Source organism: Paenibacillus sp. FSL W8-0194, assembly GCF_037969745.1.
Lineage (GTDB): Bacteria > Bacillota > Bacilli > Paenibacillales > Paenibacillaceae > Paenibacillus_AQ > Paenibacillus_AQ cookii.
In genome coordinates this window covers 1687979-1708857 of record NZ_CP150205.1, presented here as the reverse complement: position 1 = coordinate 1708857, position 20879 = coordinate 1687979, and the positions used below count along the sequence as shown (strand labels likewise).

Genomic DNA, 20879 nt, shown 5'->3' with positions numbered 1-20879 from the left:
TCCTCCTATCCGGCTCATCGCGAGTAAAAAACAAAAACCCCTGCCTGCGGTCAATCGCCGCTTTGGCAGAGGTCCTTCCTCGAAAAGCATATCATGGACAATCGATATTTTCGTTAATTGCAAACGGTCATGACCGTTTCGCGCGGTGGTTCGTAGGATGACAGTTTGCGGAAAACGATCCCTTTCTGCTTCATCATCTCCGTCACCTTATCCGAATCCTTCGGATAGGCACGGTGAAACACGATTTCCGTCACGCCGCTGTTCGCGAGCATGTTGGCGCAAGTCCAGCACGGCTCGTCCGTCACGTATACCGAACTGCCCTCCCGGTCGATCCGGTCCGTAAACAGCAGCAGATTCTGCTCGGCATGGATCGTGCGCACGCAGCGCTGCTTTTTGACCATTTCCTGCCTGCCGTCCTGCTCGATCATTTCGATCTCCTCCGCGATCATGCAGCCGGCCTCCGAACAATCGGGAACGCCCATCGGCGCGCCGTTGTATGCCGTACCGAGCAGCTTTTTGCCCTGAACGAGCACGGCCCCGACATGCCTGCGGGGACAGCGGGAACGCGTCGACACCATGTAAGCAATGTCCATAAAGTATGTATCCCAGTCTTTTCGTGTTTCGACGTTCACCTGTTATCACCTTGTTTGTCATAGAATGTTTGTCTTATTGTAGCACATCTCCGGGCTAAAGCTCTATGTAAGGCTTTATTTTTTCAAGCATCTTCGGGCCGATCCCCTTTACCTTGTCCAAATCCGCGACCCTCTTGAACGGCCCGCGTTCGTTCCTGTAATCGATGATCGCCTGCGCTTTTTTGGCGCCGATGCCCGGAATGGTCATCAGTTCGGCAGCCTGGGCGGTATTAATATTGACCTTGGGACCCGATGGGCCTTCCGGAGAGTTCGTTTCCAGGTCTCCGGCGGCCTTGTCGGGCGCGGCATGTACAGGCGAACTCCCGGGTCCGGGCGGCGCAGCTTCCCCGGCAGGGCTGCCAGTTCCCGTTTTGGCGGCGACGTTGCTGCCCGCTTGCAGTTCCGGTGCCGAAGCTGTTGCCTGGCCGGTCTGAAGCTCTGTTTGCACGGACTGCTTGGGCTGCCGGGGTTGGGCAGCACTTGCGGCGTTTTCCGCGCCGATGTTTTCCTTCCCGGTTTTTCCGGCCCCGGAAGGGTCTTGCCCGCCGCCGCTCTTCGACTCCGGCATTCGCTCCCCTTCCAAAGCGCTTGCGAGATTGTTGTTTAACGGCTCCCAGCCCTCGATGCCCTTTTCGGTTTTGAGGCCTGAAAGCAAGATGGCTGCGCTTCCCAATATCGCGCAGCATGCGCTGATCGCCAGCGTCCATTTTTTCATACGAACACCTCATTTTTTAATAAACTGCGGCCGACCCCGTTTCGATCCTGCCGCGAGACTAGGGATAATCCTGCGCTGCCAATAAAGGCGTCCGGCAAAAGCCTCTTCCTGCTGAAAACCGTCATGACGTACAGGCCCACCTGCATACATTAAAAAGAAGGACTGCGCCGTTACCGTAAAGCACGAAAGGAGGGAAAGCATATGAAGGTGGGATTCATCGGAACCGGCAGTATGGGAAGCGTGTTGATCGACGCCTTCATGACTTCCGGTGCGCTTATGCCAAATCAAGTTTTCGCCAGCAACCGTACGGCAGAAAAAGTCGCTTTGCTCGCTCAGCGCCACCCCGGTCTAAACGTATGCAGCAGCAACGCGGAAACCGTAAAAAACAGCGATATCGTATTCATATGCGTAAAACCGCTTCAGTATAAAGCCTTAGTGGAAGAGATCAAAGATGAAGTCAAGCAGGACCAGATGCTGGTGTCCATTACGAGCCCGGTGCAAATTCGTCATCTGGAACAAGCTCTTGCCTGCAAAATCGCCAAAGTGATCCCGAGCATCACGCATTTGACCTTAAGCGGGGCTTCCTTATGCATGTACGGCACCCGCATCGCTCCGGAAGACAGGCTCGTGCTTGAAAAGCTGCTCGGCGCCATCAGCGAACCGCTTGAAATCGAGGAGTCGCATGTCCGTATTTCCTCGGATTTCTCCAGCTGCGGCCCTGCATTTATCAGCTTTTTCCTCGACCAATGGGTCGAAGCCGCCGTAGAAATGACCGGGATCGGGCGCGAACAAGCCATCTCCCTGGCCGGGGAAATGCTGCTTGGAACAGGCAAGCTGCTCACGGAAGGCGGTTTCCATCCTCTGGACCTTCAGGAAAGGGTCGCCGTGCCCGGCGGCATCACCGCCGAAGCGCTTGCGCTGCTCAGGCAAAGCTTGAACGGCGTGTTTCATCAATTGATCGCCACCACCCATGCCAAATACGAAGAGGATTTGAATAAATGCGACGAACTCATGAGCGATACGAAAACATAGCCGTGCATGCTCCTCCAGACACCGCAAGTCCGTTAGCCGGATCAGGTTCATCCTTGTCCAAGAGGGCTTGGGAAACAAAAATCCCCGTACGATTGTACGGGGATTTAATGCTTTTAAACCCTGTTTCGGATGCCGCAGCGTTTATGCCAAGCTTTGGACGAGCTCGGGATTTCGCGGCATCCTCAAGATATGCATTTAGTTCGCTACGATATTGACGAGCTTGCCCGGAACCGCAATCACCTTGCGCACGGTCTTCCCGGCGATGGCTGCCTGCACGTTCTCCTGGGACAGGCTGAACTCCTGCATGGCCTCCTGGCTCATGTCTTTGGCGATTTTGGCGCGCTGTACGATTTTGCCGTTCACCTGGATCACGATTTCCACTTCGGCATCCACGGTCCAAGCTTCGTCGAAAACAGGCCATGGTTCGTACGTGATCGATCCCTCGTGCCCGAGGCGCTCCCACAGCTCTTCGGCGATATGCGGCGCAAACGGCGACAGCAGCTGCGTGAAGTCCTCGATCGCTTTGCGCGGAAGCGAGTCGGCTTTGTACGCGTCGTTAATGAAAATCATCAGCTGGCTGATGGCCGTGTTAAAACGCATATGCTCCATGTCTTCGGTCACTTTTTTGATCGTTTTATGCCATACGCGTTTGAAATCGTCGCTGCCTTCGCCGTCCGTCAGTTTCGGATTCAGGCTGCCGTCGTCGTTGACGACGAGGCGCCATACGCGAGACAGGAAGCGATGCGCGCCTTCCACGCCGTTTTCGTTCCAAGGTTTCGTCGCTTCCAGCGGCCCCATGAACATCTCATAGATGCGGAGCGTATCCGCTCCGTAGGTTTCGACGATTTCGTCCGGGTTGATGACGTTGCCGCGCGATTTGCTCATTTTTTCGTTGTTCGTGCCCAGGATCATGCCTTGGTTGACCAGCTTTTGGAACGGCTCCTTCGTGCTGACCACGCCCAGGTCGTAAAGCACTTTATGCCAGAAACGGGCGTACAGCAGGTGAAGCACCGCGTGCTCGACGCCGCCGATGTAGAGGTCGACCGGCATCCACTCGCGCTCTTTTTCCTTCGAAACGAGCGCTTCCTTGTTGTGCGGATCGATAAACCGCAGGTAATACCAGCAGCTTCCGGCCCATTGCGGCATCGTGTTGGTCTCGCGGCGCGCTTTCATGCCGGTTTCCGGATCCACCGTTTCCACCCATTCGGTCACGTTCGCAAGCGGGGATTCCCCGGTTCCCGACGGCTTGATCTGGTCGATGTCCGGCAGCATCAGCGGAAGCTGGTCTTCCGGCACGGTTTTCATCGTTCCGTCTTCGAGGTGCAGGATCGGAATCGGTTCGCCCCAATAACGCTGGCGGCTGAACAGCCAGTCGCGCAGGCGGTAGGTCGTTTTGCCTTGGCCTTTGCCGTTTTCTTCGAGCCATGCGATCATTTTGGCGATCGCTTCTTCGGTGCCCAGCCCGTCCAGGAATCCGGAATTGACGTGTTCGCCGTCACCGGTGTAAGCCTCTTCCTGCACGTTGCCGCCTTTGACGACCTCAATGATGTCCAGGCCGAATTGCTTCGCGAATTCCCAGTCGCGCGTGTCGTGGCCCGGCACCGCCATGATGGCCCCCGTTCCATAACCCGCGAGGACGTAATCGGCGATCCAAATCGGCAGTTTCGCGCCGTTGACCGGATTGACGGCATAGGCGCCCGTGAATACGCCGGTTTTGTCCTTGGCCAGATCCGTGCGCTCCAGATCGCTTTTGCGGGCGGCAAGGTCCTGGTACGCTTTGACCGCTTCCTGCTGCTCCGGCGTCGTGATTTCGGCCACGAGCTCATGCTCGGGAGCCAGCACGCAGTAGCTGGCGCCGAACAGCGTGTCCGGACGCGTCGTAAATACCGTCAACTGGCCGCTATGGCCTTCGATGGCGAAATTCACTTCGGCTCCCTTGGATTTGCCGATCCAGTTGCGCTGCATGTCCTTGATGCTTTCGGACCAGTCGAGCTCCTCCAAATCTTCAAGCAGGCGCTCGGCGTATTCGGTGATTTTCAGCACCCATTGCCGCATCGGCTTGCGGATGACCGGATGGCCGCCGCGTTCGCTTTTGCCGTCGATGACTTCTTCGTTCGCAAGCACCGTGCCCAGAGCCGGACACCAGTTCACGGGAAGTTCCGCCACGTAAGCGAGGCCTTTTTTGTACAGCTGGATGAAAATCCACTGCGTCCATTTGTAGTATTCCGGATCCGTCGTGCTGATCTCGCGGTCCCAGTCGTAGGAGAACCCGAGGGATTTGATCTGGCGGCGGAAATTGTTGATGTTTCTGACCGTGATGTCGCGCGGATGTTCGCCCGTATCGAGCGCGTGCTGCTCGGCCGGCAGGCCGAACGCGTCCCATCCCATCGGATGAAGCACGTTGTAGCCGCGCATTCTTTTATAGCGGGATACGATGTCGGTCGCCGTATATCCTTCCGGATGGCCTACGTGAAGGCCGGCGCCGGACGGATACGGAAACATGTCCAGCGCATAGAATTTCGGTTTGCCGGGATCTTCGCCCGTTTTGAACGTATGGTGCTCATCCCAATACTTTTGCCACTTCGGCTCGATCGACTGGGGATGATACCCCTGAGCCTGCTGATTGTCACTCATCTACTAATGCCCCCTCATACAGTCAGGCGGACGCCTTGCGCGGCCGCATCATTCGCGTGAATCTCATTAAAAAAACCTCTGCAATCCATAGCGTATTAGCGCTAGGGACGAGAGGTTTGATTCCCGTGGTACCACCCTAGTTAGCGGAAAACATGCTTTGCTTCCGCTCCCTTTGCACCCTTAACGGAGGTGAGGCGATGGTTTTTCACGAAAGGAGGGTTCATCCGTCCCCCGTTCAAACCATGACTCCGAGGCGAGTTCATTCCGCTTCGTCAACCGGCTTGCACCGACCGCCGGCTCTCTGGGTGACACCGCCGAAACTACTACCCCTCATCATTGCCATCATGTCATGAAATTGTTGTCAAACATTAAGTCATATTATATATAAAACCCGAATTCTAGTCAATCCGCTCGCTTTTTCGGTCAGTGTCAAGCTAGCGTGGGCAGTCATTTAAGATGCCTGGAACGCGAACCCCGAAGGAACCTCTTCCTTGTAAGCGCTTTGCTTCGTTCTTTCATCAAACACAAGTGATTTGTCAGAATTTTTTGCCGTTATCCGCGAAGTGCTTTGAGTGCCATACCCGTTGTGCTGCTTTGCTTCGGTCCTTGCAGCATGCGAATCATTCCAGCGATACAACCCTTGACCGGTTGCGTCACGTTCTTGAGCAATTGCCGCATGTTTATCGACTGCTGCGGCGTTGCCTGCTTACTCGCTTGTCCTTCAACCGTTCTTACCACCGTGCCCGCTTCTTGAATCCTCATCATCGTCCTCAGCATCGCCCTGACGCCTCGCTCACTCCAACTGTACCCGCCACGCTTCGTCCGCTTGGCGAATATACGCATCTGCGATTCCGCGCTTCCCATCGGGCGCATGCCGCTTGTGTCGATCCCCTTCGCCTGGAGTGTTTTTCGGTAGTCGTCCAAATGCTTCTCATGCCGCTTTAGAAATCTTTTATACGGCTTCCAATCCTTCCGGTTCTCTTCCGCTATCTCTTGCTCCGACACGCCTTCCAGGACCGCCATAAGCGCGGCTGCATCCTGTTTGGCCAAAGACCGTCTCACGGTCTCCCACACCTGCGGCAAATGACCAACAAAGCGTTTCAAATCACGCGCCACATGAAAGCGGTCCAGCATGTACAGACATTGGTGAAAGTAGGATGTACATTCCCCGATCCACGCCGCGCCGTCTCCGTTCACCACAAGCCACGTGTTCTCGTCGATTTCGTAACGCTCCACCAGAAAGTCCCCGAACCCTTCCCAGAAGTCGCCGCCGCTCGTATGCAGGTAATGCTGTTTGTTCTTCAGCTGTACCCGCTTGCCGTTCTTCTCCCAGCCTTCGTGTACGACTGCAATTGCGTTCTCCATCCCGCGCTTTTTGCTCCGCTGCAGCTTCGTGTACAGCCCATCCACTTCCACGAACAGCACGCGGGCAGCGCGCCGTTTCACCGCTGGCATCGGCTGTTGCGCACGCTCCATCAGTTTTTCCCTGATCGCTTGGTGGCTCAGCACATTGTAGCCCAAAAGCTGCTCCAGCCGCTTTGCGCTGTCCCGGTACGACGGTCCTTGGCTTGCGAATGCGATTGCTGTCTCTTCCAAATGCGGACTGACTTTCCCGCGCCCTTCGAATTGCAACAGCTGATCCAGCAGATACACGTGTTTGCCGCTTCTACGGTCACAGTACAATCTCCGCTTAAAGCGCACATTCCCGAACACTGTGTTGACGCTTGTTTCACGCTCGTCCTTTACTCGATAACGCTCTCGGTCCCGTTGCTCCAGGATCTGCTGATCCAGCGCCTCCAGCACCTGCTTCATCGCACGAGCGAATTCCTCCTGCATTTTCCGGAAAATCCATTGCTCAATCTCTTTCATCGTCGGCATTATTGTGGTAAAGTGGCTCACAGGAGCTTCCTCCTTCTTGGTGTGTTGTGCGTCAAACATCACTTTACCAAGGGAGAAGCTCTTTTTCTATATCCGCTTTTTCCAATTCCTACACCCACAGAGATTTTACACTATCGCTTTTTCGGCTTCCTTCTCCTAAAGTCTAATGCCGTGCGTCAGAAGAAAGTTTTGATGAAATTTTTTTGGTCCTTCGTAAAAACGTAGCCGCGGTTTTCGTAAAACCGGTGGGCCTGCGTTCTGCTGGGATGGGACAGCAGCTTTATCCCGGAAAATCCGTTATCCTTCCCCCACTGCTCAAGCCTTCCGATCAACAAGCTTCCGATTCCTTGATTGCGAAGCTCCTTTTTAACGACAAACCCCAAAACGTTAACCAAGGAGTCCGAAAAAAGCAGCTCATATGGACTTCCGTGGATGTATCCGATCACCTGGCCGTCCCGTTCGCCAACAAAAACGACGTCTTTGGTTTTGCTTGCGATGATTTCGATCCGCCGCTTGACCCTCTCTTCCGAAAACGTGCGGAAATTAGGGTTGAAATCCACGTTCAGCCAATAAACGTCGCGATAATCGGTTGGCCGGATCTCCCTGATCGTAACTTCTCCCGCGTTTTCTGTCACGCCCACTCCTCCTCTTACTCCGTCATCCGTTCGACGTATGTATTCGGCGCGGACTTCCGTGTTTCCTCCCGAGCGAATAGCGGGCGCAGCATAACGACCATCCAGATTAACCCTGTAAATAGGGGCGCAGCTTCAACACCGATTCAGAAGATTGCGGGGACTGACGGAACATAAACCTTTTGAGTAACAAAAAAGCCGGCCCGCCGGAAATGCAATTTCCAACGGCCGGCTCGTTCTATCCTTTTGTAGCCAATCTATTTAACCGCGACGTAAAACAGCCTTTGGGCATCGTCTCCGGGCTCCACCCACTTAAAATCCGCATAACATTTGACGTCCCGGAAACCCGCCTTCACCAGCTCCGTTTTCATCCATTCCGGATCGTAGGCGCGCTGCACATGCGTTTCTTCGAACCGGCGATACAAATCGCTCTGGTCCTCCTTGGCGAAAATGCTTAAATGATGCTCGATCTCGCAGCGGGGAGCGTCCAGCTCGCATGTCCAGATGTACGATACCGACCGGTCGTCCCACACGAAAGGCTGCTCCTCGGCATAGCGGATGATCGTGTTCGGGTGATGCACGTCGAACAGGAAAATCCCCCCCGGCTTCAACCCCTGATACGTATGGGCAAATGCCGAAACGACGTCCCGCTCCTCCAGCAAATAGCTGAAGCAGTCGCAAAAAGAAATCACCGCGTCCACCGGCTCCGGGACTTCCCATTCCCTCATGTCCTGCTGGACCCAACGGATGGAGCCTTCGCGGTAAAGCCTGCTGCCTTGGGACGTGCCTTCCATTTTCCTTCTGGCCACGGACAGCATGTCCGCCGACAAGTCGATCCCGATGACCTCGAAGCCCGAATTGACGAGCGGTATCGTGATGCTGCCCGTGCCGCACCCCAGCTCCACGACGCTTTTGGGCATGCTTCCATGCTTCTCCCAAGCCTCCCGGGCAAATCGGAGCCAATCGGGGTAAGGCATGTCCTCCATCAACTGATCATAGACATATGCAAATTTCCGGTAAGAAGACATGATGCCACCGCACTTTCTTTTCACTTTCGCGCCGGAAACAGGGGAAGGCTATTCGCCTTGCCGATCCTGATCCGGCTTCGCCAAATACGTCCAACTTTCCTTTTGCGTGACCAGCCCTTCTTTCATCAGCTTGCCGAGGGCCCGCTTAAAGGCCGACTTGCTGATCCCGAAGCGCTGTTTGATAATGTCCGGAGGCGTTGCGTCGGAATAGGGCATCCCTCCCGAAGGGCGTTCCTTCAGGAAGGCCAAAATCCGCTCCGAATCGACGTCGCGGCCGATCTCCTTGCGCTGGGCCATGGAGAGGTTGACGCGGCCGTCCTCGCGGATATGGCTTACGCGAACGTCCACTTCCTCGCCCAGACGAAGCAGCCTGACCCGCTCCGAGGAATGGATCATGCCGATGACGCCGAGACCGACCACGCCGCCGTCGACGATCACGAAGGTGCCCATCTGCAGCGGCCGGTATACGGTGGCTTTGAACCATTGGTTCAGCCAGGAGCCCGGCGCCCTGAAAGCGTGCTGCGACAGTTCCTGCTCTCCCGCCAGTTTGGCGCGGAGGCGCCCCTGCTTGTCATGCTCCATGATGACGAATACCGAGTCGCCGACCTGCGGGCGAAGCTCCTTCATTTCGGGCAGCTCGCGAACCGGCAGCAGAAGCTGGCGGCCAAGCCCCATTTCGAGAAAACAGCCGAGCCGGGGGTGGACGTCGGCCACGACCAGCTTCGCCATTTCCCCAAGGGTCAAATACGGCTTTTTCATCGTCGCGGCCAGACGGTCTTCGGTATCGTAAAAAATAAACACCTCGACCCGGTCGCCCGGCTTGATCTCCCGCGTCAGCTCCGAATAGTGCAGCAGCAGATCCTGCCCGTCCGCATCCAAAAAGTACCCGTACGGCGAAACCTCGCGCATGACCTCATAGGTTTGGATCGTTCCTGCAATCGGGCTCATACCGTTTCCACGACCTTGGCGTCCGACCACAGGCGTTCGATGTTATAGTAGTCGCGCTCGTCCCGGTGGAAGACATGAACGATCACGTCCCCAAGGTCGATCAGCACCCAACGCGCGGAATTCATCCCTTCGATCCCCCGGATTTCCGAGCCGGCTTCCTGAACGCGTTTGCGGATTTCCGTGGTGATCGACTGGACCTGCGTATCCGAGTTCCCGTGGCAAATGACGAAATAGTCCGCGATCAGCGATACGCCTTTCAAATCGAGCGCCACGATATTCATTGCTTTTTTATCTTCAGCAGCTTGGACTGCCAGGTTTAACAATTGTTCCGATGTAAGGGTCATGAATTCGCCTCCAACTGTTTAATAAGATCATTGCGGGCAAAAACCGTCAGCGGATAGATGATTTGCCGCCGCGACACGAGCAGGCTGATCGTGGAATCGAACCCGGCGACCAACCCCTCTTCAAGGCTATGTTGGGCCAGTTGCCGGATATTATTCACGCCGGGAAAATCCCTTCCGGGCTCGATATAGTCGGCAAGGCAAACCACCTTGTCCATCAGCGTCATGCCGATTCGCCCCGATGTATGATATTTGATGGCGTCCAGAATTTCCGGATCGTCCACGCCGTAATCGCGCTTGGCGACAAACGCCCCGACCTCGGCGTGCCATAACGATTTGTCGTAAAACAACAGATCCTTGGACAAATCGTTTTCCCGGATCACGGCCTCCATCTGCTTGACGGGCCAATATTTGGCGACGTCATGCAATATCGCGGCGCGTTCGGCTTTGACCGGATCGGCCCCGTATTGCTCCGCAAGCTTCACGGCCGTTTCCATGACGCCTTGGGTATGTTTCCAGCGCATGGCGGGCATTTGCTCCGAAACCGATTTAATCAGTTCTTCGCGGCTGAATTCCATACAGTCCTCTCCTCCTGATATAGTCGTAGACGCTGTCCGTTACCATATAGCGGATCGAATGTCCCGTGGCCAGCTTTTCCCGGATTTCGGTCGATGAAATATCGACCTGGGGCATGTCTGCCAGATGCACTTTGCCCTGCAAATAACCGGGCAGTGCATCCAGGTCCAGCGTCGACCCCGGCCGGCCCACGCCGATGAAGGTCATCAGGTTCACCAGCTCCTCGATGCCCTCCCATTTCGGCAAATAGTTGACCATGTCGGCGCCGATAATAAAATGAAATTCTATGCCTTCAAAAGAGCTGCGGATTTCCTTCACCGTGTCGATGGTGTAGGAAACGCCGCCCCTCCTGATTTCGATGTCCAACGTGCGGAAGCAGGGGTGGTCCGAAATCGCTTCGGCCACCATGCCGAGCCGGTCCTCTCCCGATGCTCCGGCCTGTTCCTTGTGGGGCGGGATGTGGCTTGGCATGAACCAGACCTGGTCAAGCCCGAACGAATCCCTTGCCGCTTCGGCGGCCAGCAAATGGCCGATATGAATCGGATCAAAGGTGCCGCCCATGATGCCTACCTTCATGGTGAAACCCTCCCGCTTTTATGGCAATTCGATCGTTTTGTGGTCTTTGGATTCTTTGTACAAAATAATCGTGCTTCCGATGACCTGCACCAGTTCGGACCCGGTGCTTTCCGCCAGTTCCGCGGCGATATCGTGTTTGTCTTCGATGCAGTTGTTCAGCACGCTGATTTTCATCAATTCCCGTTTCTCGATCGCTTCGTTGATATGGCGCACCAGCTGTTCGTTGGTTCCTCCCTTTCCGACTTGAAAGATCGGCTCCAAGTGGTGCGCAAGGGACCGGAGATAACGTTTTTGCTTACCCGTTAGCATGTATGATCATAACTCCTTAATATTCGACTGTACTTCTATTGTTCCCCGAAAAGGGTCTATTCCGACATACTCTTCAGCACCGCGTTTCGCATCGCGGCCACCGGAGCCGGCAGCCCGGTCCAGTATTCGAGCGCGTACGCGCCCTGATTGACGAACATGCCGAGCCCGCCGTGCACGGTGCAGCCTTTTTGTTCGGCTTCCGCAAGCAGCCTCGTTTTCAGCGGGTTGTAGATGAGGTCGCTGACAACGATTCCGTCCGGTACGAGGTCCGCCTCCACCGGCGTGTCCGACACGTTCGGGTGCATCCCGACCGAAGTCGTATTGATTAAAATATCCGCATCCCGCAAGTACGCAGGCAGCTGCTCCATGGATATCCCGCGGATATCCGCAAGGTCCTTCCACTCGGCGGCTACCGCTTCCGCCTTGTCGGCCGTCCGGTTGGCCACGCAGATTCGGTCCGGGCCTTCCAGCGACAAAGCGTAGATGATGCCCCGGGCCGCGCCGCCCGCCCCGATCACCATGATTTTTTTTCCTTTGAGATCGGGCGCGGCCTCTTCTTTCAGCGAGCGAACGTAACCGATCCCGTCCGTGTTGTATCCGGTGAGGACGCCCTTGTCGTTCACGATCGTATTGACCGCGCCGATCCGGAGAGCCGTCTCGTCGAGATGGTCCAAGTGCGGGATCACCTCAAGCTTATGCGGGATCGTGACGTTGATCCCCCTAAAGCCGAGGGCTTTGATCCCGGCGATCGCGTCACCCACCTGTCCGCTTTTGACGTGCATCGGAACGTAGGACCCGGGCACCCCGAGCGCCTTCAGCGCGGCCTGATGCATGGCCGGCGATTTGGAGTGGGAGATCGGGTCCCCGATCACGCCGAGCAGCAGCGAGCCGGTGCCTGCAAGCAAATCCGTTTCGATTACCATGTCTTCATCCTGCCTCTCCGTAATCTTTCCGAAAGCTTACGCTTAAATCAAAGACGGTCTGGCAACCACCTTGACGCCTTTCGGCGCGTGGATGGCCGTCAAGGCACCTTGATCGCCGTTGACTTTAATCCAGCCCAGGCCGGAAACGAACAGATCGAGCTTGCTGCCTTTAGGCACGCGGATTTCATGCCTTGTCCATTCCGGCAGTTCGCCGAGATGATCGGCATCCGGCGGAGACAAAAGCTCTCCCGCATGCTCCTTGTAGAGGGCGTCCGCCTTCTCCAGCTTCGTTCTGTGAATGTTCAGCCGGCCGCTGACATAACAGGTGAACGACTGCCGGGCACCCTGGATAAAGTCAAAACGGGCCATGCCGCCAAAAAAGAGCGTTTGTCCCTCGTTCAGCTGATATACCATCGGTTTCAGCGGATTCTCCGGCATGATCGTTCCCAAATCCTTGCGGTTGACAAGCTCGCTGTACCGCCATGGATATACGATCCCCGGCGTATCGATAATGAAATGTCCGTCATCCAGCGGGATGCTGACCATGTCCAGCGTCGTTCCCGGATAACGCGATACCGTCAGTTCCTGATCAAGGTCGCTGTAATCGCGGATCAACCGGTTGATCAGCGTCGATTTGCCGACGTTGGTGCCTCCCACGACGTAGACGTCGCGGTCGCCCCGGCGTTCGGCTACCGCATCGAGCAGCCGGTCGAAGCCTTGATTCTTTTTGGCGCTGCAAAGGATGATCTCTTCGGTTTTAAGCCCCTGTTCCTTGCATTGCTTCCGGACCCAATTAATGATTTTATTCCAGTTTGTCACTTTTGGCAGCAGGTCGATTTTGTTCACGGCGAGAATGACGGGATTGTTGCCCACGAACCTTTGAAGGCCCGAGATCAGGCTGCCGTCGAAATCGAACAAATCGACGATATGGATGACGAGCGCGTTCTTGCCGCCGATTTGGCTCAAAAGCCGCAGGAATTCATCCTGATCCACCGTTACGGAAGACGCTTCGTTGTAATTTTTGATGCGGAAGCAGCGCTGGCAAACGACGGGTTCCCTGCCCAGCGACTTCTCCGGAATGTACCCCGGCAATTCGGGATTCAGCGTCTGCAGCCCAATGCCGCAGCCGCTGCATTTTTGGACGCTTTGTCCTTCGATCGGACCTTTCATTAACGTTTTTCCTCCTCAAGCCATAGTCCTTTTTTACGCAAGCGCCTCAAGGCGATTTTCTCCAGGCGGCGGTTGATCCTCGTCCCCCAGCCCTCGTCGCCGATCGATATCGGAAGCACCAATACCGTAAAAAGTCCCAAGCGGTTGCCGCCGTACACGTCGGTCATCATCTGGTCGCCGACGACGATCGTTTCCTGACCTGTCAGCCCCATCATGGTCATCGCTTTGCGGAACGGCGCATTGCTGGGCTTGCGCGCCTCATGGACGAATTCGATGTTCAGCGGCGCGGCAAACGCCGACACGCGCTCCATGCGGTTGTTCGACACGATGACGAGCTTGAACCCGATCTTTTTCACCTGGTCGAACCAGGCGACCAGCTCCGGAGTCGCAAGCGGTTCCTTGGCCCCGACGAGCGTGTTGTCCAGATCGGTGATGATTCCCCGGTAACCTTTGTCGTATAGGTCCTCCAAATCGATATCAAATACGGTATCCACCCTTAGTTTAGGGATAAACATTTCAAACAAGTTGTTGTCACCTCAGTTTCATAGGACAAACTATACCATAATCCGCGTAGTTAGCAAAATAATCCGATGAAAGCAAATCGCCCGTTTCCGGGCTTTTCCAAAAAGAAAGCGCCCGCGAGGGCGCCAGGTATAAACCGGCGTGTCATGCCGCAAAATCCTGCGTCTTTTTGAACGCATCCCAAAGCTCCCGGCTGACCATGTGCACTTGTTTCCATTCGTCTTCGGTGACGGCCGCGGGGCTGTATCTTGCCTTCTCGAACAGCGCCAGCAGCCGGTTCAGGGAAGGAGCCAATGCAGGCATGTCCTTGTTCCACCTTTTGACCGATTCCCGCAGCGTTTCGTGCGAATCCCTGCGGATTCCTTTGCGCTTCAGTTTCCGGAGCCACCGCTCCGTCAAAACGACGACCTTCTGGTCCGGCGTCAGTTTCCGGCCCGTCCGGAAGCCCACGAGCAGGAAGCGGAGCGGAATCCGCAGCAGCCATGCGGAATATGCGGCAAACAAGACGACGATCAGGATCGTGGTCCAGAGAACGACCGCGCCGGAAATGCCGGACGGCTGCGGTGCGGTTTCCGCGGGTTGCACGTCCTTCTGCACCTCGGGCTCCTGCTCCTCGACGGCCTCCGGAACGGTGACGGGCTTGCTGTCTTCCGCATGCGTAAGCAGCGGCATATTAAAGCCGGGCGTCGCTTCGACCGGAATCCAGCCGTAAGGGCCGAAATAAATTTCCGCCCAGGAGTGGGCATCGGCATTCGTTACGGTATAGATCCCGCCGTCCGGAAAATCGCCGCCCTGGCGGTTCATCATGTCCGAATCCGCTTGCTGCATGCCGGGAGCATACCCTTTGACCCAGCGAGCGGGAATGTGAAGCGAACGGGCCATCATCACCATGGAAGTGGAGAAGTAATCGCAGTACCCTTCCTTCACTTCGAACAAAAAGCCGTCCACGAAATCCTTGCTCGTTTTGGCGGACAAATCGGGCTGGTTCGTATACCGGAAATTGTTTATTAGGTAGTTTTGCAGCAAACCGATTTTTTCATACGGCGTATCCGCCGAAGCCGTCACCTGCTCCGCAAGCTTGCGCGTCCGTTCCGGAAAGTCCCTCGGAATCTGCAGGTAGCTGTCGTCGACGCCATGGTCGCCGTAGAGCTGCTTAAACGTTTTGCGGCGGATTTCATCCTCCGGAACGACCGGGATCTCCGAAACGACCGTATACGTTTTCGGATATTCCGGCTGTTTGGTCGAGGTGGTCCAGTGCAGGGCCGACTGCTGCGGGTCCCACAGCAACTTTCCCCCATCCGCGTTGTCGACGCTTTTGAGCTGGGACACATGGTAAGCGCCGAACAGCACGGGATAAACCTGATCGCTAAGCATCGTCACCGTCTGCTCCAGCTTTTCGGTTTCGGGTGCTTGCGGGGTTTCGCTCGGAAGCGGCTCCCCCGCTTCCACTTCCTCGTAGCCGCCTTTGCCGCCCTGGTCCGACCAGCCGTTGCCCGTGTAAATCTGCCTCGTCTCGCCGCGCCAATAGCCGCGTTTGTCGGATTGAACCAGCATGACGGGGGAATAGTCGAAATTAAATCCTCCGCCCAAACGGCTGTCGTTTCGGCTGTAGCCCGAGGAACTGCTCTCTTTGGCGGAATCGAGCTCGCCGCTGACATCGGACGCGCCCCCCGCTCCGCCCGAAGTATCGATCCAAGCGGTATATGGGTCGGTCAACGTCGGAGGTACGTTCGGCATGCTGACGCCTGCGATGAACATGACGGAAAACAAAACGGCCGCATGGATCAGGATTTTGGCCGGGTACTTCCGCAGGCGCCGCCATCCGGCCGGAAAACGGGCCTGGAACCGGCGGAAATGCTCGCTGACGAGCCAGCCGAGCGAAGCGAAAACCGTCCATGCCACCTCTTGCCATAGGTTAACGGGCGTAAAGGAATCCAAAATGCAAAACGCGATCACGTTCATCCCCGAAAAAAGAAGGATCCTGCGCTTCGTGCCGACAAGCGATGCGCTGAGCACCATCAGCAGCCACGCTCCGAGCGCAATCCAAACGTAAGGCGACATATGTTCGATGTACTGCCGGATCCTGTCCGCAAAAGAGCCGGAAGGCGTGTACACCCAATACCGGACAAGCTCCCGGTGAATGATGTATAAAATAACGACGGCTTCAAGCACAACGCGGTATATCCTTTTAATAGGAAGCAGCATTTCCGCGACGGCAACGAACGTAATCGTCAGCCATACGATCGATTTGGTTTCCTCAAACCACGTAAAATCCATAAAAAAGATCCATTGCTGGCCTATGATCCAAATCCAAAACATGGACAAGGAATAAAACAGCGATTTTTTCGCAAAAGACAGCCAGTCGCTCATGCCGCTCCCCCTCCCAATGCCGCGGGCAGATCCTTTAAGTCGGCAACGGCGCAGCCGAACGTTCCCGCCGCTTTAAGCATCGAAACCCAGCCGTTTTCCTTGCCGGCATCGCCGGACGAACCGACCAGGATATGGGAAGGGGTAAACCCGCGCGTTCCGGCCCAACGCAGCGTTTCCAGCGTTTTGCCGCCGCTTTCCGGGCTGATCAGGACGAGCAGGCATCCGGACGGGATGAGCCGCGCGTGTTTCTCCAGCTTGGGCTGAAGTTCGCCGAAACCGTCCGACGTCACGTCCACCAGATGATGCATCATCCGCTGAAGTTCGCCCGGATTTTCGCTCGGAACGAACATTTTCGTCGGCTCTCCCGCCGTCAGCAGCCCAAGGCACAGCCTCTTTTGCATGGCGTAATGAATGAGCGAGGCCGCGGTCGACACGGCGAGCTCAAACTGCTTGTCCGAAGCGTAATGCCCGGAGATCGCGTCCAGCACGATCATGATTTTGGGCACCGAATCGTATTCGAATTCCTTCGATTTCCAGGATCCGGTTTTGGCCGTGGCATTCCAATGGATCCGCGAAATCCGATCCCCGTAGACATAGTCCCTGACGCCGTTGATCTGCGTCGTTTCCCGGCGGGAAGCGATCGACCGCTGCGGCCCGGCAAGCCTGGAATTCCGGTCGATCATCTGCCAGCCCGGGATGGGCACCGTGCGCGGAAACACCCGAAATTGTCCCGGCACATGGAACGTGCCTTTATGTTCGACGAAGCCGAAAATATCCTCGGTCACGCACTGGGTTTCGGTGAAATAGTACCTTCCCCGCTCCAGCGGCGGCGTTTGGAATACCAGCTCGCCGCCGCCGCGAAAATCGGGGATGACGCTTTCCTCGAACGACCACGTCTCCCCGTTATGCCTTTTCATGACTTCGCGGATCACCACGTACGGCATCGGCAAAAATCCCGGCACGGCAAAGTTCAGGCTTACCTTCACCTGCTCACCCGCCTGCAGCGTGTGGTCCTGCTCGAGCCCGGCGGAGAGGGTCCGCCGCCCGTACACCCGCCGGATGCCGCCAAGTCCGCCGGCGATCAAATACGCGACAAGGACGGAGATCATGACAAGGAGCATCAGCGACGTTTTCCCGCCTTGAAACAGCACGAACAGCAGGCTGGCAGCCCATACCGCAAGCACGATCCAGAAACGGACATTCCGCAAAATCGGTCTTAAGGTCGTCAGCAGCGCCTTCATTCCGATCAGCGCTCCAGCGCCACAGGCACATGAACCTGCTGCAAAATCTGTTTCACGACCGATTCCGCGCTGACGTGTTCGAGGCGGGATTCCGGACGCAGGATGATGCGGTGGGAAAGGACGAAAGGCGAAAGCACCTTGATGTCATCGGGCAGCACGAAATCCCTTTGCTGGATGAACGCATAGGCTTTGCCCGCCATCATCAGGGACAACGAAGCGCGCGGGCTGGCGCCCAGCATGACGGAAGGATGCTTGCGGGTCGCGCGGACGATGTTCAGGAGATAGTCGGCAACGGCTTCGTCGATGAACACGTTCCGGACTTCCTTCTGAAGCTCCGCGATGTTGTCCATCCGGGTTACCGGCTGCAATTGGTCGACAGGCTGCCCCTGCTTATGCTTCAGGAGAAGGTTTCGCTCTGTCGCCGCATCCGGGTAGCCCAGGCTGATTTTCATCATGAACCGGTCGAGCTGCGCCTCCGGCAGCATGTATGTTCCTTCAAAATCGATCGGGTTTTGGGTCGCGCACAGCATAAACGGTTTGGGAAGTTCGTACGTTTCACCGTCCACCGTCACGTTCCGTTCTTCCATGACTTCAAGCAGGGCCGACTGCGTTTTTGTCGTCGCGCGGTTGATTTCGTCGGCGAGCAAGATGTTCGTCATCACCGGCCCCGGACGGAAAAAGAACCTCTCTTCGCGGGGATGGAATACCGATACGCCGGTAATGTCGCTCGGGAGAATATCGGGATTGCACTGCACCCGTCGGTAATCGCCGCTCATGGATCTGGCCAGCGCCTTGATCATTTGGGTTTTGCCCGTTCCCGGGACGTCTTCGATCAGGATATGCCCTTCTGCCAGGAGAGCAGTAAGCAAGAGCTGGATTTCAAAGGCTTTGCCTAAGATGCAGGATTCAAGGTTCGTTCTTAAGGCTGCAATGGTTTGCAGGGATTCGCTGCTTACGGGCATAGATCCGTGCCTCCTTATTTCGTTCGTTATCGTTGGATTAAGAGAATGATCGTTCATCGAATATTGCTAAATCTTGAGATAAGAAGCATATATCTTACATTGTACATGATCCTTTCCCGAAATGTATATTGTGCAGGACTCCTAAATTCGTCGTATACCTCGACATTCCCCTTCCCCCGGGCTTAAGAACACATCAAGAAACAAAAAATTCCGGCTCGCCCAAATCGCTCCCCTGCATCGGGTCGCGCAACGCAAAAAAGGCTCGCCCTGCAGTTCTAACGCTGCTAGGGAGAGCCCTTTGCTGTTGCTGTTGAGTTTTGAAAAACACGGCGGTTATCCGCGCGGACGGACGATCAAGGCTGCCAAAAACGAGAAAATGATCGCGGCCGATATCCCGGCGCTCGTCACCTCGAAGATCCCGGTCACGATTCCGACCCAGCCGTCCCTTTGCAGCTCCGACAGCGCGCCGTGCACAAGCGAGCTTCCAAAGCTCGTAATCGGAACCGACGCTCCGGCGCCGGCGAATTTGACCAGGGGGTCGTACAGGCCGAACCCGTCCGCGACCGCCCCGGCCACCACCAGCGTGCTCATCGTGTGCGCCGGCGTCAGCTTGAACGCGTCCATCATGATTTGCCCGATGACGCAAATTAATCCCCCGATGATAAATGCCCATAAAAATTGCATGTCAATCCTCCATTTCCAGCGCCACGGCATGGGCGATGCAAGGAATGCTTTCTCCCTGCTGGTAGGACAGCGGGGACAGCAGCGCTCCCGTCGCCACGACGAGCACCTTTTTAAGTTCTTTATTGGCCATTTTTTTCAACAGATGTCCGTAAGTGACGACGGCGGAACAGCCGCAGCCGCTGCCCCCGGCTCTCACGTAAGTCTGGTTTTGACGGTCGTATACCATCAGGCCGCAATCGCCGAACTCCGTCTCGTCCATGGGGACGCCCGCTTTTTGCAAAAGCTCTTTGGCGATCGGCAGGCCTACGGATGCAAGGTCCCCGGTAACGATCAGGTCGTAATGTCCCGGCGTCAATCCGGTATCCCGAAAATGGGCCTCGATCGTGTCCGCTGCCGCCGGCGCCATCGCCGCGCCCATGTTGAACGGGTCTTTGACTCCCAAATCCATGACCCTGCCGATGGTTGCCCTGGCGATGACCGGTCCGTTCCCGCTTTTGCCGACGATGCCGCAGCCGGAGCCCGTCACGGTATATTGCGCGGTGGGCGGTTTTTGCGACCCGTATTCCGTGGGGTAGCGGAACTGTTTCTCCGCCGTGCAGTTATGGCTTGTCGTTCCGGCCAGCACCCGTTCGGCAGCCCCGGAATCGACGAGCAGCGCCGCAAGCGCCAAACTTTCCATCGAGGTGGAGCAGGCTCCGAACACGCCCAAATAAGGAGCTCCGAGCGTCCTTGCCGCAAACGTGCTGCTGATGATCTGGTTCATCAGGTCGCCGCCGATGAAAAACTGGATTTGCTCCTTCGTCAGCCCCGCCTTGACGACGGCCAGCTGGGAGGCCTGCTCCAGCAGCTTTCGTTCGGCTTTTTCCCACGTTTTTTCGTTGATTTCGAGATTATCGTAAATATAGTCAAAATCGGAGGCCAGCGGTCCCTGGCCTTCTTCGGGGCCTACGACCGTCGCGCTTGCAAGGATGCGGGGTTTCGCCTGAAACTCCCAAGTCTGGCCCTTGAGCCTCATTGGTGATGCACTCCCTCCAGTCCGAAAATGGCGTATACCAGCCCCACGAAAAATGCGGCGACGGTGCCGAACACGATGACGGATCCGGCCAGCTTGAACATATTGGCGCCTACGCCGAGGACGTATCCTTCGGCTTTGTGTTCCAAGGCGGCGGAGCACATCGAGTTGGCGAATCCCGTAACGGGAACCGCGGTCCCCGCCCCGGCGACCTGGGCGATTTTGTCATACACCCCGCAGCTTGTCAGGATCACGGAAATGATGATCAGCACCGCCACCGTCGGACTTGCCGCTTCCTTCGTCGACATGTCGAACAAAGCCATAAAAGCCTGCTGAATCGCTTGTCCGAGCAAACAGATGGCCCCGCCGATCAGAAAAGCCAAAATGCAATTTTTGAATATGCTCCGCTTCGGCTCGTGTTTTTGCGCTATGCTTTTGTAATCTTGGCTCGAAAGGTTGTCCAGCGAAAATTTTGCGCCTTTTTTAGTGCTCGCAGGCAAATGCGATACCCCCTCTTCCTCTTTTTTGGGCTCACGGAAAAATACGCGGTCCGGCTGTGTTGGAATGCCCTCGATGTGGCTTATTATTTGTCATGCGAAGGAGAGTTATGTATTTTGCGCAAATGCTTCCTGACGGCGAACAGCCGCCTCGCAAGCTTCACGGGCAGCCGTTTTACGCCAAAAGCTTCCTGATT

The 20879-nt window shown here is 56.2% G+C and carries 21 protein-coding genes and 1 other annotated feature; of the genes, 1 reads left to right on the top strand and 20 read right to left on the bottom strand.

The annotated features are described in order from the left end of the window. Positions 1 to 113: 113 nt before the first annotated feature. Together MKY58_RS07365 and MKY58_RS07360 are read right to left on the bottom strand one after the other, a co-directional pair. A complete protein-coding gene (locus tag MKY58_RS07365) occupies positions 114 to 632 on the bottom strand; it encodes a dCMP deaminase family protein (protein WP_036715243.1) in 519 nt (172 codons plus the stop codon). A gap of 55 nt (positions 633 to 687) precedes the next feature. Beyond that, positions 688 to 1347, bottom strand: coding sequence for a ComEA family DNA-binding protein (locus MKY58_RS07360; RefSeq protein ID WP_339324047.1), 660 nt, complete (start codon positions 1345 to 1347; stop codon positions 688 to 690). A gap of 201 nt (positions 1348 to 1548) precedes the next feature. Between MKY58_RS07360 and comER the strand changes: the two genes are divergently transcribed. Further along, positions 1549 to 2379, top strand: a complete 831-nt coding sequence (comER, locus tag MKY58_RS07355) for a late competence protein ComER (protein ID WP_339324046.1) — start codon at positions 1549 to 1551, stop codon at positions 2377 to 2379. Between the two features lie 195 nt (positions 2380 to 2574). On the opposite strand, the gene leuS is transcribed toward comER, so the two are convergent. The 18 genes from leuS to spoVAC form a co-directional block, all read right to left on the bottom strand. Next, positions 2575 to 5013, bottom strand: a complete 2439-nt coding sequence (leuS, locus tag MKY58_RS07350; protein WP_339324045.1) for a leucine--tRNA ligase — start codon at positions 5011 to 5013, stop codon at positions 2575 to 2577. A 100-nt stretch (positions 5014 to 5113) separates the two neighbouring features. Continuing rightward, positions 5114 to 5359: a binding site (T-box leader), on the bottom strand. Between the two features lie 206 nt (positions 5360 to 5565). After that, positions 5566 to 6912 carry an ISLre2-like element ISTco1 family transposase gene (locus MKY58_RS07345; RefSeq protein WP_339320778.1) on the bottom strand — a complete coding sequence of 449 codons (1347 nt, stop codon included), beginning with the start codon at positions 6910 to 6912 and terminating at the stop codon, positions 5566 to 5568. A gap of 155 nt (positions 6913 to 7067) precedes the next feature. Next, on the bottom strand, positions 7068 to 7526 hold the full coding sequence (locus MKY58_RS07340) for a GNAT family N-acetyltransferase (RefSeq protein ID WP_339324044.1): 459 nt from the start codon (positions 7524 to 7526) through the stop codon (positions 7068 to 7070). Positions 7527 to 7780: 254 nt separating this feature from the next. After that, positions 7781 to 8551, bottom strand: coding sequence for a class I SAM-dependent methyltransferase (locus tag MKY58_RS07335; protein WP_339324043.1), 771 nt, complete (start codon positions 8549 to 8551; stop codon positions 7781 to 7783). 48 nt (positions 8552 to 8599) lie between these two features. Next, on the bottom strand, positions 8600 to 9499 hold the full coding sequence (locus MKY58_RS07330; protein ID WP_339324042.1) for a S1-like domain-containing RNA-binding protein: 900 nt from the start codon (positions 9497 to 9499) through the stop codon (positions 8600 to 8602). Then, positions 9496 to 9843, bottom strand: a complete 348-nt coding sequence (rsfS, locus tag MKY58_RS07325; RefSeq protein WP_036715172.1) for a ribosome silencing factor — start codon at positions 9841 to 9843, stop codon at positions 9496 to 9498. The genes MKY58_RS07330 and rsfS overlap by 4 nt, the downstream gene beginning before the upstream one ends. Continuing rightward, positions 9840 to 10418 (bottom strand): bis(5'-nucleosyl)-tetraphosphatase (symmetrical) YqeK, encoded by a 579-nt coding sequence (gene yqeK / locus MKY58_RS07320; protein ID WP_036715173.1) that lies wholly within the window; start codon positions 10416 to 10418, stop codon positions 9840 to 9842. The genes rsfS and yqeK overlap by 4 nt, the downstream gene beginning before the upstream one ends. After that, positions 10390 to 10992 carry a nicotinate-nucleotide adenylyltransferase gene (gene nadD / locus MKY58_RS07315; RefSeq protein ID WP_036715174.1) on the bottom strand — a complete coding sequence of 201 codons (603 nt, stop codon included), beginning with the start codon at positions 10990 to 10992 and terminating at the stop codon, positions 10390 to 10392. The genes yqeK and nadD overlap by 29 nt, the downstream gene beginning before the upstream one ends. Positions 10993 to 11010: 18 nt before the next feature. Then, positions 11011 to 11301 (bottom strand): ribosome assembly RNA-binding protein YhbY, encoded by a 291-nt coding sequence (gene yhbY / locus MKY58_RS07310; RefSeq protein WP_036715175.1) that lies wholly within the window; start codon positions 11299 to 11301, stop codon positions 11011 to 11013. A gap of 56 nt (positions 11302 to 11357) precedes the next feature. After that, positions 11358 to 12224: a shikimate dehydrogenase gene (locus MKY58_RS07305; protein ID WP_339324041.1), complete on the bottom strand. Its 867-nt coding sequence runs from the start codon at positions 12222 to 12224 to the stop codon at positions 11358 to 11360. A gap of 42 nt (positions 12225 to 12266) precedes the next feature. Next, a complete protein-coding gene (gene yqeH / locus MKY58_RS07300) occupies positions 12267 to 13394 on the bottom strand; it encodes a ribosome biogenesis GTPase YqeH (RefSeq protein WP_339324040.1) in 1128 nt (375 codons plus the stop codon). Continuing rightward, positions 13394 to 13918 carry a YqeG family HAD IIIA-type phosphatase gene (locus MKY58_RS07295; RefSeq protein ID WP_339324039.1) on the bottom strand — a complete coding sequence of 175 codons (525 nt, stop codon included), beginning with the start codon at positions 13916 to 13918 and terminating at the stop codon, positions 13394 to 13396. The genes yqeH and MKY58_RS07295 overlap by 1 nt, the downstream gene beginning before the upstream one ends. 142 nt (positions 13919 to 14060) lie before the next feature. Next, complete coding sequence (locus MKY58_RS07290) at positions 14061 to 16286, bottom strand: transglutaminase domain-containing protein (RefSeq protein WP_339324038.1); 2226 nt, start codon at positions 16284 to 16286, stop codon at positions 14061 to 14063. Next, positions 16283 to 17527, bottom strand: coding sequence for a DUF58 domain-containing protein (locus MKY58_RS07285; RefSeq protein ID WP_339324037.1), 1245 nt, complete (start codon positions 17525 to 17527; stop codon positions 16283 to 16285). Before MKY58_RS07285 ends, MKY58_RS07290 begins: the two co-directional genes overlap by 4 nt. Before the next feature lie 5 nt (positions 17528 to 17532). Then, a complete protein-coding gene (locus MKY58_RS07280; protein WP_339324036.1) occupies positions 17533 to 18489 on the bottom strand; it encodes a MoxR family ATPase in 957 nt (318 codons plus the stop codon). A gap of 333 nt (positions 18490 to 18822) precedes the next feature. Then, on the bottom strand, positions 18823 to 19173 hold the full coding sequence (gene spoVAE / locus MKY58_RS07275) for a stage V sporulation protein AE (RefSeq protein WP_036715182.1): 351 nt from the start codon (positions 19171 to 19173) through the stop codon (positions 18823 to 18825). 1 nt (position 19174) lies between these two features. Then, the gene (gene spoVAD / locus MKY58_RS07270; protein WP_339324035.1) at positions 19175 to 20188 is read right to left on the bottom strand and encodes a stage V sporulation protein AD; all 1014 of its coding nucleotides are present in this window, start codon (positions 20186 to 20188) and stop codon (positions 19175 to 19177) included. After that, a complete protein-coding gene (gene spoVAC, locus MKY58_RS07265; protein WP_339324034.1) occupies positions 20185 to 20685 on the bottom strand; it encodes a stage V sporulation protein AC in 501 nt (166 codons plus the stop codon). Before spoVAC ends, spoVAD begins: the two co-directional genes overlap by 4 nt. Positions 20686 to 20879 lie beyond the last annotated feature (194 nt).

Coding starts and splice junctions, on each gene's coding strand:
- MKY58_RS07360 (WP_339324047.1), bottom strand. CDS start 1,347: ATGAAAAAATGGACGCTGGCGATCAGCGCATGCTGCGCGATATTGGGA.
- comER (WP_339324046.1), top strand. CDS start 1,549: ATGAAGGTGGGATTCATCGGAACCGGCAGTATGGGAAGCGTGTTGATC.
- leuS (WP_339324045.1), bottom strand. CDS start 5,013: ATGAGTGACAATCAGCAGGCTCAGGGGTATCATCCCCAGTCGATCGAG.
- MKY58_RS07335 (WP_339324043.1), bottom strand. CDS start 8,551: ATGTCTTCTTACCGGAAATTTGCATATGTCTATGATCAGTTGATGGAG.
- MKY58_RS07330 (WP_339324042.1), bottom strand. CDS start 9,499: ATGAGCCCGATTGCAGGAACGATCCAAACCTATGAGGTCATGCGCGAG.
- rsfS (WP_036715172.1), bottom strand. CDS start 9,843: ATGACCCTTACATCGGAACAATTGTTAAACCTGGCAGTCCAAGCTGCT.
- yqeK (WP_036715173.1), bottom strand. CDS start 10,418: ATGGAATTCAGCCGCGAAGAACTGATTAAATCGGTTTCGGAGCAAATG.
- nadD (WP_036715174.1), bottom strand. CDS start 10,992: ATGAAGGTAGGCATCATGGGCGGCACCTTTGATCCGATTCATATCGGC.
- yhbY (WP_036715175.1), bottom strand. CDS start 11,301: ATGCTAACGGGTAAGCAAAAACGTTATCTCCGGTCCCTTGCGCACCAC.
- MKY58_RS07305 (WP_339324041.1), bottom strand. CDS start 12,224: ATGGTAATCGAAACGGATTTGCTTGCAGGCACCGGCTCGCTGCTGCTC.
- yqeH (WP_339324040.1), bottom strand. CDS start 13,394: ATGAAAGGTCCGATCGAAGGACAAAGCGTCCAAAAATGCAGCGGCTGC.
- MKY58_RS07290 (WP_339324038.1), bottom strand. CDS start 16,286: ATGAGCGACTGGCTGTCTTTTGCGAAAAAATCGCTGTTTTATTCCTTG.
- MKY58_RS07285 (WP_339324037.1), bottom strand. CDS start 17,527: ATGAAGGCGCTGCTGACGACCTTAAGACCGATTTTGCGGAATGTCCGT.
- MKY58_RS07280 (WP_339324036.1), bottom strand. CDS start 18,489: ATGCCCGTAAGCAGCGAATCCCTGCAAACCATTGCAGCCTTAAGAACG.
- spoVAE (WP_036715182.1), bottom strand. CDS start 19,173: ATGCAATTTTTATGGGCATTTATCATCGGGGGATTAATTTGCGTCATC.
- spoVAD (WP_339324035.1), bottom strand. CDS start 20,188: ATGAGGCTCAAGGGCCAGACTTGGGAGTTTCAGGCGAAACCCCGCATC.